18 protein-coding genes are annotated in these 16635 nt (G+C 33.1%); 10 read left to right on the plus strand and 8 right to left on the minus strand.

Annotated elements, in window-relative coordinates; translation table 11 throughout:
• From ACZ267_RS07175 to ACZ267_RS07185, 3 genes are all read left to right on the plus strand, one after another.
• A partial coding sequence (locus tag ACZ267_RS07175) for a phosphoheptose isomerase family protein (protein ID WP_463680302.1) occupies nucleotides 1-216 on the plus strand: 216 nt, incomplete at its 5' end.
• Nucleotides 217-324: 108 nt separating this feature from the next.
• Nucleotides 325-972, plus strand: coding sequence for an HAD family hydrolase (locus ACZ267_RS07180; RefSeq protein WP_015365341.1), 648 nt, complete (start codon nucleotides 325-327; stop codon nucleotides 970-972).
• Nucleotides 973-1709: 737 nt separating this feature from the next.
• Entirely contained in the window at nucleotides 1710-3122 is a 1413-nt protein-coding gene (locus tag ACZ267_RS07185; RefSeq protein ID WP_002465884.1) for an MFS transporter, read from the plus strand.
• Nucleotides 3123-3274: 152 nt separating this feature from the next.
• Here the strand turns inward: ACZ267_RS07185 and ACZ267_RS07190 are convergent, their stop codons facing one another.
• The 5 genes from ACZ267_RS07190 to ACZ267_RS07210 all read right to left on the minus strand — a co-directional run bounded on the left by ACZ267_RS07190 (nucleotide 3275) and on the right by ACZ267_RS07210 (nucleotide 7516).
• The gene (locus ACZ267_RS07190) at nucleotides 3275-3592 is read right to left on the minus strand and encodes a staphostatin A (protein WP_463680303.1); all 318 of its coding nucleotides are present in this window, start codon (nucleotides 3590-3592) and stop codon (nucleotides 3275-3277) included.
• 24 nt (nucleotides 3593-3616) lie between these two features.
• A complete protein-coding gene (locus ACZ267_RS07195) occupies nucleotides 3617-4783 on the minus strand; it encodes a C47 family peptidase (protein ID WP_002465899.1) in 1167 nt (388 codons plus the stop codon).
• 438 nt (nucleotides 4784-5221) lie between these two features.
• Entirely contained in the window at nucleotides 5222-5395 is a 174-nt protein-coding gene (gene vraX, locus ACZ267_RS07200; protein WP_002465849.1) for a C1q-binding complement inhibitor VraX, read from the minus strand.
• A 209-nt stretch (nucleotides 5396-5604) separates the two neighbouring features.
• A complete protein-coding gene (thiD, locus tag ACZ267_RS07205; protein ID WP_015365338.1) occupies nucleotides 5605-6435 on the minus strand; it encodes a bifunctional hydroxymethylpyrimidine kinase/phosphomethylpyrimidine kinase in 831 nt (276 codons plus the stop codon).
• A 100-nt stretch (nucleotides 6436-6535) separates the two neighbouring features.
• Nucleotides 6536-7516, minus strand: a complete 981-nt coding sequence (locus tag ACZ267_RS07210; RefSeq protein WP_002465876.1) for a choloylglycine hydrolase family protein — start codon at nucleotides 7514-7516, stop codon at nucleotides 6536-6538.
• Nucleotides 7517-7663: 147 nt separating this feature from the next.
• Here ACZ267_RS07210 and ACZ267_RS07215 point away from each other — a divergent pair, with 147 nt between their 5' ends.
• The 4 genes from ACZ267_RS07215 (at nucleotide 7664) to ACZ267_RS07230 (ending at nucleotide 10705) form a co-directional block, all read left to right on the plus strand.
• A complete protein-coding gene (locus ACZ267_RS07215) occupies nucleotides 7664-8332 on the plus strand; it encodes a uracil-DNA glycosylase (RefSeq protein ID WP_002465885.1) in 669 nt (222 codons plus the stop codon).
• Nucleotides 8325-8717, plus strand: coding sequence for a DUF5327 family protein (locus ACZ267_RS07220; RefSeq protein ID WP_002465874.1), 393 nt, complete (start codon nucleotides 8325-8327; stop codon nucleotides 8715-8717). Before ACZ267_RS07215 ends, ACZ267_RS07220 begins: the two co-directional genes overlap by 8 nt.
• 24 nt (nucleotides 8718-8741) lie before the next feature.
• Nucleotides 8742-9110 carry a DUF423 domain-containing protein gene (locus ACZ267_RS07225; RefSeq protein WP_015365337.1) on the plus strand — a complete coding sequence of 123 codons (369 nt, stop codon included), beginning with the start codon at nucleotides 8742-8744 and terminating at the stop codon, nucleotides 9108-9110.
• Between the two features lie 110 nt (nucleotides 9111-9220).
• The gene (locus ACZ267_RS07230) at nucleotides 9221-10705 is read left to right on the plus strand and encodes an APC family permease (protein ID WP_002465863.1); all 1485 of its coding nucleotides are present in this window, start codon (nucleotides 9221-9223) and stop codon (nucleotides 10703-10705) included.
• A gap of 76 nt (nucleotides 10706-10781) precedes the next feature.
• Here the strand turns inward: ACZ267_RS07230 and ACZ267_RS07235 are convergent, their stop codons facing one another.
• The 3 genes from ACZ267_RS07235 to hemQ all read right to left on the minus strand — a co-directional run bounded on the left by ACZ267_RS07235 (nucleotide 10782) and on the right by hemQ (nucleotide 13264).
• Nucleotides 10782-11234, minus strand: coding sequence for a threonine/serine exporter family protein (locus ACZ267_RS07235; RefSeq protein ID WP_002465895.1), 453 nt, complete (start codon nucleotides 11232-11234; stop codon nucleotides 10782-10784).
• A gap of 12 nt (nucleotides 11235-11246) precedes the next feature.
• Nucleotides 11247-12011: a threonine/serine exporter family protein gene (locus ACZ267_RS07240; RefSeq protein WP_079449068.1), complete on the minus strand. Its 765-nt coding sequence runs from the start codon at nucleotides 12009-12011 to the stop codon at nucleotides 11247-11249.
• A 503-nt stretch (nucleotides 12012-12514) separates the two neighbouring features.
• Nucleotides 12515-13264, minus strand: coding sequence for a hydrogen peroxide-dependent heme synthase (hemQ, locus tag ACZ267_RS07245; protein ID WP_002465909.1), 750 nt, complete (start codon nucleotides 13262-13264; stop codon nucleotides 12515-12517).
• A gap of 170 nt (nucleotides 13265-13434) precedes the next feature.
• Here hemQ and pta point away from each other — a divergent pair, with 170 nt between their 5' ends.
• The 3 genes from pta to mvk all read left to right on the plus strand — a co-directional run bounded on the left by pta (nucleotide 13435) and on the right by mvk (nucleotide 16634).
• Complete coding sequence (gene pta / locus ACZ267_RS07250) at nucleotides 13435-14424, plus strand: phosphate acetyltransferase (protein WP_079449067.1); 990 nt, start codon at nucleotides 13435-13437, stop codon at nucleotides 14422-14424.
• A complete protein-coding gene (locus ACZ267_RS07255; protein ID WP_002465912.1) occupies nucleotides 14424-15266 on the plus strand; it encodes a lipoate--protein ligase family protein in 843 nt (280 codons plus the stop codon). The genes pta and ACZ267_RS07255 overlap by 1 nt, the downstream gene beginning before the upstream one ends.
• A 447-nt stretch (nucleotides 15267-15713) precedes the next feature.
• Nucleotides 15714-16634 (plus strand): mevalonate kinase, encoded by a 921-nt coding sequence (mvk, locus tag ACZ267_RS07260; protein ID WP_002465887.1) that lies wholly within the window; start codon nucleotides 15714-15716, stop codon nucleotides 16632-16634.
• The last annotated feature ends 1 nt before the right edge of the window (nucleotide 16635 follow it).

Here is a 16635-nt window from a genome sequence, read left to right on the forward strand (position 1 = left end):
ACAACTAAACTAGATTCTGCAATTGGTGAAATTGCAGACACAGTAGTTGAATTACCAGCAGGTACAAAACACGATGCCACTGGGTCTGATCAACCGTTAGGTAGTTTGTTTGAACAATCATCACAAATCTTTTTAGATAGTGTAGTTATTGGATTAATGGCACAATTAGACGTCGATGAGACGACAATGCAAAATAATCATGCTAATTTAGAATAAATTATATAAAGTAACTCTCATGAATTGAGAGTTACTTTTTTTATAGAAAAAAATAATGAAATTACTATATAATGGAAATATGTAATATGTACTTTAGAGGTGATCATCATGAATTTTGACAACTATATTTTTGACTTTGATGGGACATTAGCGAATTCTAAGCAGTGCGCTATTGAAGCAACTAAAGAAGCTTTTGCACAATTTGGGTTATCTGAACCAAGTGATGCAGATATTGTACATTATATGGGTATTCCTATTGAAAAGTCATTTATAGAAATGAGTGACCGTTTTTTAACAGAAGATGCATTAAATCAATTGTTAGAATTATTTAGGGAACAGTATCGTCAATTAGAAACAACATATTTATGCTCGGTAATCGGTATATCTGAAACATTAGAACAATTATTACGAAAAAAGAAGCAGGTGTTTGTGGTTTCTAGTAAAAAAACAGATGTGTTGTTGAGAAATTTAGACCATTTAGGCCTTGGTAGATTTATTCAAGAAGCTATTGGTTCTGATAAAGTAACACGTTATAAACCAGATCCAGATGGAATCAACTATATTATTCAGAATCATCACCTTAATCCGGCACGCAGTATATATATTGGCGATGCTATTCATGATATTCAAATGGCTAAAGCAGCTGGTATTAAGTCTTGTGGTGTAACTTGGGGTGCTTTTGACGCAAAGGCATTATTAAGAGAAAATCCAGATTATATTTTAAATGAAGCGGATGAAATCAATACCATACTATAAATAGATTATCTTAATGCCAGTGAAGTGTTATTACTTTGCTGGCATTTAGAATGTTCAAAGTAAATTTGAAACTATTAAAGAAATACAAAAAGGGCAAGATTTATTTTGCTTCTACATAAACTAAATCATTATTTTAAAATTATAGAATTAATATACCAATAATAATAAATTTGTTACATAGATTATTTAAAAAGCGATTTTACGGGAAATTTTGAGAAAAAGAGAGGCAAAAAACATCGAAATTTAGCAATGATTCTAAATTAATAAAAATAACTGAAGATGTATATATATTTAAAATGTATTTTTTGTCCAATTGATTATGAATGTGAAACTATGGTGAAATCAAGAAACATCACTATGTAATGACATCGAAATAAAACTAAACGAGATTTTAGTTAGATAAAGTGAATGATGGCGCTATTTAGTGAAGATAGTACAAGTTTGTTGCCTTAAAACCATTGATATCATCAATGATTGACAAATATGTTTATTTTAAACGGTTTGGATCAAGAAAGAGAGGGTAAAACTATCTATATTTAAAAATAGATAAAAAAATAATCATTTCAAAATATTATTTGCATAACGCTTAGTTAATCCTATCGGGTTCAAATGTTAAATAAAATATTCTGTAAATTGAATAAACTTGTATTTTTGAAAAGAATTTATTTTGAATTAATTTGACATTGATATTTAACTGAGTATAATTATGTAACATATAAAAGGGAGTGTTTAAATTCATGGATTTCGAAAAAGAAAATATTAACATGGTCAACGCTCAAAAAGCGAAAAAAACTGTTGTCGCAACCGGTATTGGTAATGCCATGGAATGGTTTGACTTTGGTGTTTATGCTTATACGACTGCATACATAGGAGCAAATTTCTTTTCTCCAGTGCAAAATCCTCAAATACAACAAATCTTTACATTTGCTGCACTAGCTATTGCATTTTTACTTAGACCTATTGGTGGAATAGTATTTGGTATTATTGGAGATAAATATGGACGTAAAGTTGTATTAACAACGACTATTATTTTAATGGCTCTTTCAACATTAACAATCGGATTACTACCGAACTACGATACGATTGGAATATGGGCGCCTGTCCTCTTACTATTGGCACGTATCTTGCAAGGTTTCTCAACTGGTGGGGAATATGCAGGTGCTATGACTTATGTGGCTGAATCGTCTCCGGATAAAAAACGTAACAGTTTAGGTAGTGGACTTGAAATTGGTACGTTATCAGGTTACATTGCAGCATCAATTATGATTGCGTTATTAAGTTTCTTCTTAACACATGATCAAATGCAATCTTGGGGTTGGAGAATTCCATTCATTTTAGGATTATTCTTAGGGTTATTTGGATTATACTTACGTCGTAAATTGGAAGAATCACCAGTTTATGAAAATGATGTAGCAACAACACCGAAACGCGATACAATCGGTTTCTTTGGTATTATTCGCTATTATTATAAAGATATTTTAGTTTGCTTTGTTGCTGTAGTATTCTTCAACGTTACAAACTATATGGTAACAGCTTACTTACCAACCTACTTAGGTCAAGTAGCGAAAGTAGACGAAACAACGACAAGCGTTATTATCACTTGTGTGATGGCTATTATGATTCCTTTAGCATTAGGATTTGGTAAAATGGCCGACAAAATTGGAGAGAAAAAAGTATTCTTAATCGGTACTGGTGGACTTACATTATTAAGTATCGTTGCATTCTCATTATTAGCAACTAAATCTTTACCGTTTATTATTATTGGTGTACTAATCCTAGGTTTCTTCTTATCAACTTATGAAGCAACAATGCCTGGATCATTACCAACAATTTTCTATACACACATTAGATATCGTACGTTATCAATCACATTCAACATCTCAGTATCAATTTTTGGTGGTACAACACCATTAATCGCATCATGGTTAGTTGAATCTACTGGTAATGTATTAGCACCAGCGTACTATTTAACAGCTATTAGTGTGATAGGTTTCTTAGTAATTTTATTACTTCATGTCACTACAGCTGGTAAGTCACTTAAAGGGTCTTATCCAAACGTAGATAACGAAGAAGATAGAGCATATTATGAAGCACACCCTAAAGAAGCATTATGGTGGGTTAAAGAAAGACAAGATAAAGAAAACTTTTAATTTAATATGGTGACTATTTTAGCTCGTCATTGCTAGTTCCATTTTAAAGTAAAATAGAGTAGTCATACTCATTAAAGAAAGGCTAAAAGGTGAATTTTGAATTTCATCTTTTAGCCTTTTTGTGTTTCTATGAAAGAGTTACCTTAAATTGATTATCTTTCGAATATCATTTTAGGTGAAGCGCCAATAGCATTGATATTTATTAAATTGAAAATGATTTTATTTGGATTGATAATGCATATTTCAATCACAATAGATAAAGTGGATTTTTCAGTTAGTACAATGGTCCGTTGATTAGTATCTAATTTGGTACAGTAATAACTGGGTTGCATTGTTTCATTAAATACGAATTTAAGAGGTGCTGTATCAAAATTTTTAGGAAACCAATTACCCTTTAAAACGTTAAAGAATGAACTATTTGGAGAGTAGGGATTTACATCTATAATATTAATTATTTCGAATTGAGTCATATATTCCCACTAACTTTCACTTTATTAGTAACCATAAATGGAAGCATTCCATCTAAAATGTGTACCATCAGACACAGGTATCACATTACTGTCAGCTGATTGCGTAGTTAAACCATTATCCCACGGGTTCCAAATGAGAATAACACGTTGGTTATTATTTAATACAGCATTACCAGCAACGGCCATAGCATGACCTGCATGAATACCGTTTCTAGGTTCTACACTAGAACTGATTAAAGCAATACCTTTATTTTGTTTAGTTAATCTATCGACTTCATTAAATTGAGGCATTCTATTTAAATAATTGACATTTCTACCTTGAGATTGCCCATATCTCATCATTTCTTGAGGTGTTAACCCTGTGAATTGGAAGGCTTGGCCACTTAGATTTGGATGTAATGCTCTCATAATCATCTCAGCATTATAATGTCCAGTATTATACGTAGCATTTAATAAAAATGCCATAGTGTAACCTGCACACCATCCATTTTGTCCTTGAGTTTCTCTAATTTGCATATTTTTAAGGGTATTAACATATTGGGGTTGTTGATTAATAGCTGTTTGATACTTAGTAATTGGATTTGCGATATGGCTTGTTTGATTAAATGCTTTACTATATCTAACGGCTGATTCTTTGGTCAGATTTCTATCTGATTTAGCATCTTGTCGAGGTGTTTTTAATACTAAGTGAGGTGCTTTATCTTCACCCATTATAAAGTATCCTTTTTTACTAGTGAAGATAGTTACCTTTTGATTTTTATAGTTATTTAATGCTTTTGAAATGAAAGGGGAAACGTTAAGTGAATATTTTGATTTGTTAGAAGGATTAGGAGAAATGGTAACGATATATTTTACATCGCCACTTTTATTAATGACGGGATAATAGAAGTTGCCATCACTTTGTTTATTGAGTTTGTAAATTTTGAAGGGCTCACCTAAAGTATAAGCACTTTTTGTTGTGTGGGATGCTTGATCTAGCAAACTAACATGCGATAGGAAATTTTTCTTCGCTAAACTGTCAACGTCTTTAGGTATGTCCTTATTTTCTACTTTAACTTGAGTACCATTGGATTGTGCAGTTGCTTGATTTACGTTTGAGTTTGCTTGTGCTTGATTGAGAAAACTAAAGATACTTAATCCCATTAAAAACAGTAGTATCAAAGTTATGACATTGCGACATTTGGTTATCATATAAACACTCCTTTTCTATTTAAAGGTAACTCTTTCATAAATTAATATAACATTATATTTTATATTTAATTCATAAAAATCTAAAGTGATATAAATACATACAAAATCGTTAATTAAATTAATGAAATTATAGATCACTTTGCTTGAATCATGGATTTTTATGCTTATATGTAAAATGGTTCAACAAAGAAAAGCACTATTGTTAGCATAGCTCAAAGTTTCTCTCTGAGCGCCAAAGGGGACAACTTTGGCTAACAATAGTGCTTTCTATCAATATTAAGATGAGTATTTTAGGGATGTGGCATTTAAAGTATACATTAGTTAGGGGACAAGTAACTTTAAAACCATCATTTTGGGACAGTTATACAATATGGAATGCTTAATGTCTTAATGTTCAAACGCAAATGATGAATCTCTTCTTGGTGTTGAAAATAACACTCATGTTTGTCTGAATTGCATAGTGTTTATGTCATTTTCTAGTAGAGAGAGCAAGCGATAGATATCATTGTCATTTAAAGTTTCATCAAATTTAACTGTGATTGTTTTGAACTTTTTCGTGATGATTTCATACATAGGGACACCGTTTTGTATATCTTGTTTATGAATAATCATGTTGTATTGCCTCCTTTGTCTCTCTACATTTTATATAGTACATCTCTTTTAGCTAAAAAACATGAGGCTCTAGTATCAACTTTGTATCGGTCGAACATTGGAGTCCAAACTACGACTTTAAGCGTAGTCAGTATTCAAAATGTATGTCGATATAAAAAGCCCAAAATGAACGTTAATGTTCATTTTGAGCTTAAAAGCAATAATATTTTCTATACTTCAGTAACTTGTACGTCGATTTGTTCAACTCGACGATTAGCACCGTGATCAACGGGTCCTACAAAATCGTTCATTTTCCAACCATTTTTAATAGCTGAAGCAACGAAAGCTTTGGCTGCAATGACAGCTTCTTTTGGTGATTTACCGTTTGCAAGGTAAGCTGTAGTAGCTGCTGCAAATGTACAACCAGCACCATGATTGTAACTTTGTTGGAACATATCAGTTGTTAATTGATAGAATGTTTGACCATCGTAGTATAAATCGTATGATTTATCTTGGTCTAATGCTTTACCACCTTTAATAATGACATGTTTAGTCCCTTTATCAAAAATGATTTGAGCTGCTTTTTTCATGTCCTCGATAGAAGTAAGTTTACCTAGGCCAGATAATTGTCCAGCTTCAAATAAGTTAGGTGTCACAACCGTTGCTTTAGGTAATAAATATTGAATCATTGCATCAGTATTTCCTGGGTTAAGTACTTCATCTTCCCCTTTACATACCATGACAGGATCTACAACGAAATAGTCTGCACCGGATTGTTCGTAAACCTCGCCAGCACGTTTAATAATTTCTTCAGTACCTAACATTCCTGTTTTAATTGCATCTGGACCAATTGAAATTGCAGTTTCAAGTTGTTTTTCAAATACGTCCATAGGTAGTGGTGTCACATCATGAGACCATGTTGCTTTATCCATTGTAACGATAGCTGTTAAAGCGACCATACCATAGACATCTAACTCTTGAAATGTTTTTAAATCTGCTTGCATTCCTGCACCTGCGCTAGTATCTGAACCAGCTATTGTTAATACTTTTTTTAATGCCATTTTGTATTCACTCCCAATGTTTTCTAATACACGTACCATCATATCACGATTCAAGTATGATAAAAATAAAATTGTGCTATGGTTGGCTTGGCTAATTGTTTTAATTCAATTGTGTAATGGTCAACTGATGATTAAAATCTATAAAAGTCATGTCTTCTTTAGTAAGCAAATGTTCATCTAAGTGTATTTTAAATATTTGGTTGGTGAAATAGGGTTTGATGTAGTACGCACAGTCCTTACTATCCATTACTAATTGATATTGTGTATAATGCGTTTCTTCAGCATCAACGACTGCACCTTGAGGAATACTCACTGAGTCTAACACTTTAAAGCAATTCATTAAATTTACACTTTCATCATTTGATTGAGGCAAATGATGTCTTAAATAAGTTGCTCTAACAAAGCGTTCAGTAGATGTATAGCCGCCTGGTAAACCGTTGGTACCTGCTTCACAACCCATAGAACGCACAAGAACTTTACCAACTAATTGATTGGTAGACTTCTCAGGTGATAAAAAGGCATAATTTCTTAAATTTTCAACATGCCATTCTAATTTCGGGGCATTGGTAAGTACCTTTACATGATTGTCTTTAACGATTAGCAGGCCGTTATGTGGTTCGACTGATACGGTATGTCCCTCACGGTCAGTGATAATAAAATGAAGGGGAGGTACAATATTTAGCGTTTCATTTTTCTCGTTCATAATATTAACTTTTTTAACTTTTTGCTTTAAGTCTTGGATGCTTTTAGTGAAACCTAGAACCCAAATAATAAATTCTTCGGGAGCCATATTGAAATAGCCATATCTCTTATGTTTACTGTAGGATGCTTCACCGGTGAAATAGTGATTTGAAATCGCTACACCGCATTCATTAATACCATCTCCGAATCGATAGCGGCCCACCTTTAAATTGGTTCCTACAAAACCATAGGTCAATTTCATTGAAGGTTCTAAATCGAATTGATACTCAAATTTTCTAGGTACAACAGTTGGTACGCCGTTAAATTCAAATGCAAAGTCCATCGTTCTAGCTAAATAATGATGATGTTGTTGAGTGAAAAAAGAAAATCCTGTACACATATACGTCGCTCCAAACTTAATTCATCTTAATATGCACTATATACAAAATAAATAATTTTGTAAACTTAATAATTGATATAGTTTACATTTAAGAGGCGATATAATTTATAGAGATAGTTATGTTAAAATACCATTGAGGTGAATAGGATGGAATGGTCTGAAGTATTTCACAATATAACAACAAAACATGATTTTAAAGCAATGCATGACTTTCTTGAAAAGGAATATACAACACAAGTCGTATATCCAGATAGAGAAAATATCTATCAAGCTTTTGATTTAACACCATTTGAAGATATCAAGGTAGTAATTTTAGGACAAGATCCTTATCACGGCCCTAATCAAGCGCATGGTTTAGCTTTTTCAGTTCAACCAAACGCGAAATTCCCACCGTCGTTAAGAAATATGTATCAAGAATTGGAAGACGATATCGGTTGTCGACGTCAATCACCTCATTTACAAGATTGGGCAAGAGAAGGTGTCTTACTTTTAAATACGGTCTTAACGGTAAGACAAGGAGAAGCGCATTCTCATAAAGATATTGGATGGGAAGTATTTACAGATGAAGTGATTCGTACAATTTCCGAAGAACGTGAAGACGTCGTCTTTATTTTATGGGGCAAACCAGCCCAACAAAAAATAAAGTTAATAGATACCTCTAAACATTTTATTATAAAATCACCACATCCAAGCCCATTATCAGCCTATAGAGGTTTCTTTGGCTCCAAACCTTATTCTAAAGCAAACGCATATTTAGAATCCAAAGGGCGAACACCAATTCAATGGTGTGAAAGAGAGGATACAACACATGGATAAAGAGAAAATTATTCAATTAATTGAGCGTGAATTAGTTCAAGCTGATGAATCATCATCACAACATGAATTTGAGAAACATATGTATGCCATACATACGATTACATCTCTGTACACGTCATCTACGCAAAACAATATGAATTCGCAAAGTTTACAACATAATGATTTTACACATACAGATATTGATACACAGAATAAGTTGATGAAGACAACAAATCAGCAAAAGTCGTATGATGATGTAACACCAGAAGAAATTCAAGCAATGGGTGGAAAGGTGACGCATACAAATCATTCTAATAAAGGTCAATCATCCTCAACGTTATCTAATTCTAATTTAATGACAACAGATGATGAAATTGGTAACGGTGAATCGATATTTGATTTTTAATAATAAAGGAGAACGTAAATTATGATGAAATTATTTATTATTTTAGGTGCCTTAAATACTATGATGGCAGTAGGTACTGGTGCATTTGGGGCACACGGATTAGAAGGTAAACTGTCAGACAAATACATGTCTGTTTGGGAAAAAGCAACAATGTATCAAATGTATCATGGCTTAGCATTACTTGTCATTGGTGTGATTAGTGGTACAACGTCTATTAATGTGAATTGGGCAGGTTGGCTCATCTTCTTCGGTATCGTATTCTTTAGTGGGTCATTATATGTTTTAGCGTTGACTCAAATTCGTATTTTAGGTGCCATTACACCAATTGGAGGCGTCTTGTTTATCGTAGGTTGGTTAATGCTTATTATTGCTACATTTAAATTCTCAGCATAATGTTTGATGATTTTACAAATTACATGTAAATTTGATAACAATAATTTAATAATTAAGTTACATGACTCACCTTTTCGGGTATATGAATATCTCGAGGTGAGTTTTTAATTATGGAAAATGACAAAAATAAACAGGTAGATAGAGGCGACCTCAAACAAAACTTATCAGAGAAGTTTGTTTGGGCGATTGCATACGGTTCGTGTATTGGTTGGGGCGCATTTATTCTTCCAGGTGACTGGATAGGACAATCAGGTCCCATTGCAGCATCCATCGGTATAGTAATAGGTGCCTTACTTATGATTTTAATAGCAGTAAGTTATGGCGCTTTAGTAGAAAAATTCCCTGTATCAGGTGGGGCGTTTGCATTTAGTTTTTTAAGTTTTGGTAGATATGTGAGTTTCTTTTCTTCATGGTTCTTAACCTTCGGGTATGTCTGTGTAGTAGCTTTAAATGCTACCGCATTTAGTCTATTGATTAAATTCCTATTACCCAATGTATTGAATAATGGGAAATTATATACTGTCGCAGGTTGGGATGTCTACATAACAGAAATCATTATAGCCACAGTATTATTACTTGTATTTATGTTTGTAGCTATTAGAGGTGCAAGCGTATCAGGATCATTACAATATTATTTCTGTGTAGCGATGGTTGTTGTCGTATTACTCATGTTCTTTGGTTCATTCTTTGGTAATAATTTTGCTTTAGATAATTTACAACCATTGGCAAATTCAGATCAAGGTTGGTTTATCTCAATTATTACGATTGTATCGATTGCGCCATGGGCTTATGTAGGATTTGATAATATTCCACAAACCGCTGAAGAATTTAACTTTGCGCCAAACAAGACATTTAAATTAATCGTATATAGTTTACTTGCAGCATCAATGACTTATGTAGTGATGTTGTTATATACAGGATGGTTAAGTACGAACCAGAAAAGTTTAAATGGCCAACTATGGTTAACTGGTGCTGAAACACAATCAGCATTTGGTTATGTTGGACTAGCCGTTTTAGCCATTGCCATTATGATGGGTATCTTTACTGGATTAAATGGTTTCTTAATGAGTGCTAGCAGATTGCTTTTCTCAATGGGACGTTCTGGCATTATGCCACGCGTATTCAGTCGTATTCACAGTAAATATAAAACACCTTATGTAGCAATTATTTTCTTAGTAGGTGTATCATTAATTGCGCCATGGTTAGGACGTACAGCGTTAACATGGATAGTTGATATGTCATCAACAGGTGTTTCTGTTGCATACTTTGTAACATGTTTATCAGCTACTAAATTATTTAGTTATAATAAACAAAGTAATACGTACGCACCTATATACAAAACATTTGGTATTATCGGTTCAGTCGTATCGTTTATCTTCTTATGTTTATTATTAATACCAGGAACTAAAGCTTCATTATCATTACCATCATACATTGCATTAGGCGTATGGTTAGTATTAGGATTAATCTTCTTTGCGATTCGCTATCCTAAACTTAAAAAAATGGATAATGATGAATTAAGTAGATTAATTTTAAATAGAAGTGAAGACGAAGTAGAAAGTATGGTTGAAGAACCAGCAAATCAAAAATCATAAAAAATAGTCATGGTGAGTGAAGAGAGAAACTCTTATACTCATCATGACTTTTTTACTTATATAAAACTTATAAGATTTATAATTTCTTTCTCGTTCTATCGAAGCCAGAGATAATAATTTTTGAAATCTGATCTGCGAAAAGTAATCCAAGCGCAATTGCACCTGCGATTAATGTCACCTCTAGCATCGTATTAATAGCTTTATTGAAATGTAAAAGGACTAAACTCTTTGTAGCATCATAGGCAAGGCCTCCAGGTACTAATGGAATGATGCCAGTGACCATAAAGATAATCGCTGGTTCTTTCTTATAACGCGCCATATAGTGACTCAATAATCCTAACGCAAGACTTCCAAAGAAACTTGAATATATGGTATGTACATGTAAGCCATTATAGAAGAGAATATATATCATCCATCCACAAGCACCTACAACACCACAAGAAAGATATAATTTTCTAGGAGCATCAAATATCACGCAGAAGAACAGCGATGCTAAAAAACTAAATATAAAATTTAATATCCAAAACATATAACAGCTCTCCTAGACTAAAATTAAAATTGAACTAACACCAGCACCGATACCAAAGGCAGTGACGAGTGCTTCTAATGATTTAGTGGTAAACATGAGCATATGGCCACCAAATAAATCTTGAATGGCATTTGTGATTAATACCCCAGGTACAATAGGCATGACTGAAGCAATAATAATTGTTGCAAGATCACCGTGAGGTATGAGCGTATGTCCAGCAACAGCTATAATGGCTATTACGACAGATCCTATAAATTCAGGGATGAATTGTGCATGTAACTTTCTATCTAGTATTTCAACGACTAGATAACCAAGACTTCCTGCAAGTAAGGCAGTCAAAATATCTATAAGCGAACCATCTTGTAAATATAAAAAGCTAATAGCAATCATTGCTGCTGCAAATCCCTTGAAGGGGAGACTACTATCTCGTTTAGCAACATATATTTTCTCTAATTTTTCTTTAGCTTCTTCTAACGTGATAGCGCCTTTAGTGATCAAACGAGAAATTTCATTTGCTTGGGAAATCTTAATTAAATTTGTATCTCGCGCATTAATTCTGAACATGCGAGGTGTTGATTCGTTATGTAAATGGAATTGAATTACTGTATTTGTAACAAAGCTATTACTCTCTTGATAGCCTAATTTTTTGGCGATGCGATTCATTGTATCTTCGACTCTTGTACCTTCAGCACCAGATTCTAGTAAAATGCGCGCTGCCAACATGACAACATCTTTAATAAGACGTTCATGATCGTTTTCATTCACTACTTTTGTCATCTAATCACCAATTTTTTAAAATTTTGAATTTAGATTTATTATAGAGGATGTATTGAGAAAAAACCATTATATAAAGTTAACGGTGTCTTAATAAAAATTGAAATGCGATATAAATAAGACAGGAAAGAGGATATATTATAGTTGTCTAAATATATAATGTAGATTGATTTTATGTTGGACGGTATTTGATAAATTTTGGAAAATGTAGGTTTTACAGGTTCAATTGTCAACTTATATAAACTTATTACATCTTTTATATAAATAAACACTAAAGTTATGTTTCAAATATTTCAAAATGGTTAAAATAATATTAGTTAACTATTACAGAATATATTGGGTAGCGACAATATATTTTTTGTAGTTAACTTATACGTAGTAGTGATTAAAGTTCTCCCAAGGATACTACTCGTCGGAAGTACACTTTGCATGCAAAGTGTACTTTTTTATTGCAATTAAAAAAGATGAATCCCTATTTAATAAGGATTCATCGATAAGGCTTATATTTAAAATTTGAAAAATTGATTAAAGTCTTCTGATTTTAAGATATGGCCAACATAGAAACTTCCGAATTCGCCGTAACGTGCAGTCGTTTCATCAAAACGCATTTCATAAACAATTTTTTTGAATTGAAGAATGTCATCAGAGAATAATGTGACACCCCATTCAAAATCATCAAAACCGACAGAACCTGTAATAAATTGTTTGATTTTACCAGCATATTTACGACCAATCATACCATGGTTATACATCAATGATTTTCTTTCTTCCATTGGTAACATGTACCAGTTATATGTTTCGTTTCTACGTTTATCCATTGGATAGAAACAAATATATTCTGCATGAGGTAATTCTGGATATAATCTAGCTTTTACATGAGGATTTTCATAAGGATCCTCATCAGATTTACCTGCTAAATAATTACTTAATTCGACTACAGACACATATGAGTATGTTGGAATAAAGAAATCTGCAATACGTAGTTTATTAAGCTCGTTTTCAATAGCATTGAGTTCTTTCATTTCAGGACGTAAGAACCATAATAATAAATCTGCTTTTTGACCAGTAATATTATAAACTGCTTGATCGCCAGTATGTGTTGTTCTTGCCTCAGATTGAGTGTTCACGAAATTTTTAAATTCAGTAATCATAGTTTCGCGTTCTTCTTCTGGCACTAATCTGAATGTTGCCCAATCAATTGCGTAAAATAAATGTAAACTGTACCAACCGTCTAGTGTTTCGGCTGCTTCACTCATGTTTATCGCTCCTTTAAAACTATATGTTCAATTCATACTAAATTTTATCATAAACAAATAGCTAACTACTAAGTAAATGATTACAAAAGAGTGAAATGGCATTCTATTTTAAAATGACGTATAATTAGTTTTGTAAACGTTATTATGAAAAGAATTTCAAGGAGGACATTATGGCTAATCTATTAAACGTATTAGAAGACAAATTAGCAGGGAAAAATGTAAATATTGTATTACCTGAAGGGGAAGATGAACGTGTGTTAACTGCAGCAACGCAATTACAAGCGACTGATTATGTAACACCAATCGTTTTAGGTAATAAAGATAAGATTCAATCTTTAGCAAATGACAAAGGATTAGACCTTGCCAATATAGAAGTCATCGATCCTTCAACAAGTGAATTGAAATCAGAGTTGGTAGACGCATTTGTTGAACGTCGTAACGGTAAAGCGACAAAAGAGCAAGCTGAAGAATTATTAGACAATGTTAATTACTTTGGAACTATGCTTGTATATACTGGTAAAGCTGCAGGATTAGTAAGTGGTGCAGCACATTCTACTGGAGATACAGTACGTCCAGCATTACAAGTTATCAAGACTAAACCAGGTGTTTCTAAAACATCAGGGATTTTCTTTATGATGAAAGGTGAAGAACAATATATCTTTGGTGATTGTGCAATTAATCCAGAATTAGATGCACAAGGTTTAGCTGAAATTGCAGTAGAAAGTGCAAAATCTGCACAAAGTTTCGACATGGAACCCAAAGTTGCTATGTTAAGTTTTTCAACTAAAGGTTCTGCTAAATCAGACGATGTGACTAAGGTTCAAGATGCATTGAAATTAGCACAAGATAAAGTAGCTGAAGAACAATTAGATAATGTTGTTATTGACGGTGAATTCCAATTTGATGCGGCAATTGTACCAAGTGTAGCTGAGAAAAAAGCACCAGGTGCAAAAATTCAAGGCGATGCAAATGTATTTATTTTCCCAAGTTTAGAAGCGGGTAATATTGGCTATAAAATTGCACAAAGATTAGGCGGCTATGACGCTGTTGGTCCGGTTCTTCAAGGACTTAATTCTCCTGTAAATGATTTATCCCGTGGATGCTCTATCGAAGATGTCTATAATTTATCAATTATTACTGCTGCACAGTCATTACAATAATGGATTTAGGTAACAAATATTTTAATGATATTGAATGGCGCTATGTAGATCATTCTAGTGGCTTAGAACCTATGCAATCATTTGCTTTTGATGATACGTTTTGCGAAAGTGTAGGCAAAGATATGTCACCTAATGTAGTGAGAACATGGGTTCACCAACATACAGTGATTCTAGGCATTCATGATTCACGATTACCATTTTTAAAGGATGGTATTGCCTTTTTAACAGATGAAAAAGGTTATAATGCAATCGTCCGTAATTCGGGAGGTCTAGGGGTTGTCTTAGACCAAGGTGTACTCAATATTTCATTGATGTTCAAAGGACAGACAGAGACAACAATAGATGAGGCATTTACAGTCATGTACTTATTGATTGCTAAAATGTTTGAAGATGAAGATGTGGACATCGATACACATGAAATTGAACGTTCATACTGCCCTGGTAAATTCGATTTAAGTATTGATGGTAAGAAATTTGCCGGTATTTCTCAACGACGCGTGCGTGGCGGAATTGCTGTACAGGTATATCTGTGTGTAGAAGGCTCTGGTTCTGAACGTGCTTTAATGATGAAAGATTTTTATGAGCACGCACTTAAAGGTGAAACAACAAAATTCACTTACCCAGACATTGAACCCAATTGTATGGCTTCACTTGAGACGCTACTAAATCGAAAAATTACAGTACAAGATGTCATGTTTTTACTATTGTATGCTATCAAAGATTTAGGTGGACGCTTAAATATGGACCCGATCACTGATGAAGAATGGCAACGCTATGAAGGTTATTTCGATAAGATGATTGATCGTAATGCGAAAATGATTACAAAAATGAATGAAAAGTAGTATAAATTAGATATTAAAGACAACAAAATAGTAATAACCGTCTTATTCAGACAACTTTTGTCATCATAACTATGTGCTTTAGACTAACGACTCAGTCTTAGCTTATGATGCATTTTGAATAAGACGGTTTTTTACGCGTTAATTATTCACGAAACCTAAATTTTATGTATTAAACTTGCTATATTATATATAAATCTGTGTATTCCAAGAAATATTTGTAGTATTATAGTTGAGGTGGAAAAATTTAAGAATAAATAGCAAACGGTTTATATATTATTTGAAAAATGTTTACAAAATCTTATTTAAAGGTAAATATATGCATGATTTTGAACAAAATTATAAAATAATGCGTTGGCTATTAATGATAATCTTAATAGTACTAATAAAAGAACGGGCATTAATATTACGAAACAGATTAGTGAAGGTATATTAAAAGGTGATAATAACATGACGAAAAAAGGATACGGGGAGTCTACCGGTAAAATTATTTTGATAGGTGAACACGCAGTAACTTTTGGTCAACCTGCTATAGCTATTCCATTTAATTCCGGTAAGATTAAGGTTTTAATTGAAAGTCTTGAAAAAGGGAATTATTCAGCTATCGAAAGTGATGTTTATGATGGACTATTGTATGATGCACCAGAGCATTTAAAGTCTATGGTAACGCGCTTTATTGAGAATACAGGTGTAGAAGAGCCATTATTAGTTAAAATACAAACGAATTTGCCGCCTTCTAGAGGCTTAGGCTCAAGTGCTGCTATAGCAGTAGCATTTACGAGAGCGAGTTATGATTTCTTAGGCAAATCGTTAAGTGACGCAGAATTAATTGAAGAGGCCAATTGGGCTGAGAAAATTGCTCATGGTAAACCAAGTGGTATTGATACACAAACTATTGTCTCTAGCAAACCTGTTTGGTTCCAAAAAGGACATGCAGAAACGTTAAAAACATTACAATTAAATGGTTATATGGTTGTCATTGATACAGGTGTAAAAGGTTCTACAAAACAAGCAGTCGAAGACGTTCACCAATTATGCGAATCACCAGAATATATGAAACATATTGAACATATTGGGAATTTAGTATATCAAGCAAGCCAGGCAATAGAACATCACGATTTTAATCAGATTGCCCGTATTTTCAATGAATGCCAGCAAGATTTAAGAAATTTAACAGTGAGTCATGATAAAATAGAAGAGTTGTTAGAAATCGGTAAAGCACACGGTGCCATTGCAGGTAAATTAACTGGTGGAGGCCGAGGTGGCAGTATGTTATTACTTACTGAAGATTTAAAAACAGCTAAAAACATTGTAGCTGCAGTTGAAAAGGCTGGGGCAGCACACACATGGATTGAGAATTTAGGAGGTTAAC

Source organism: Staphylococcus sp. AC872, from assembly GCF_979255425.1.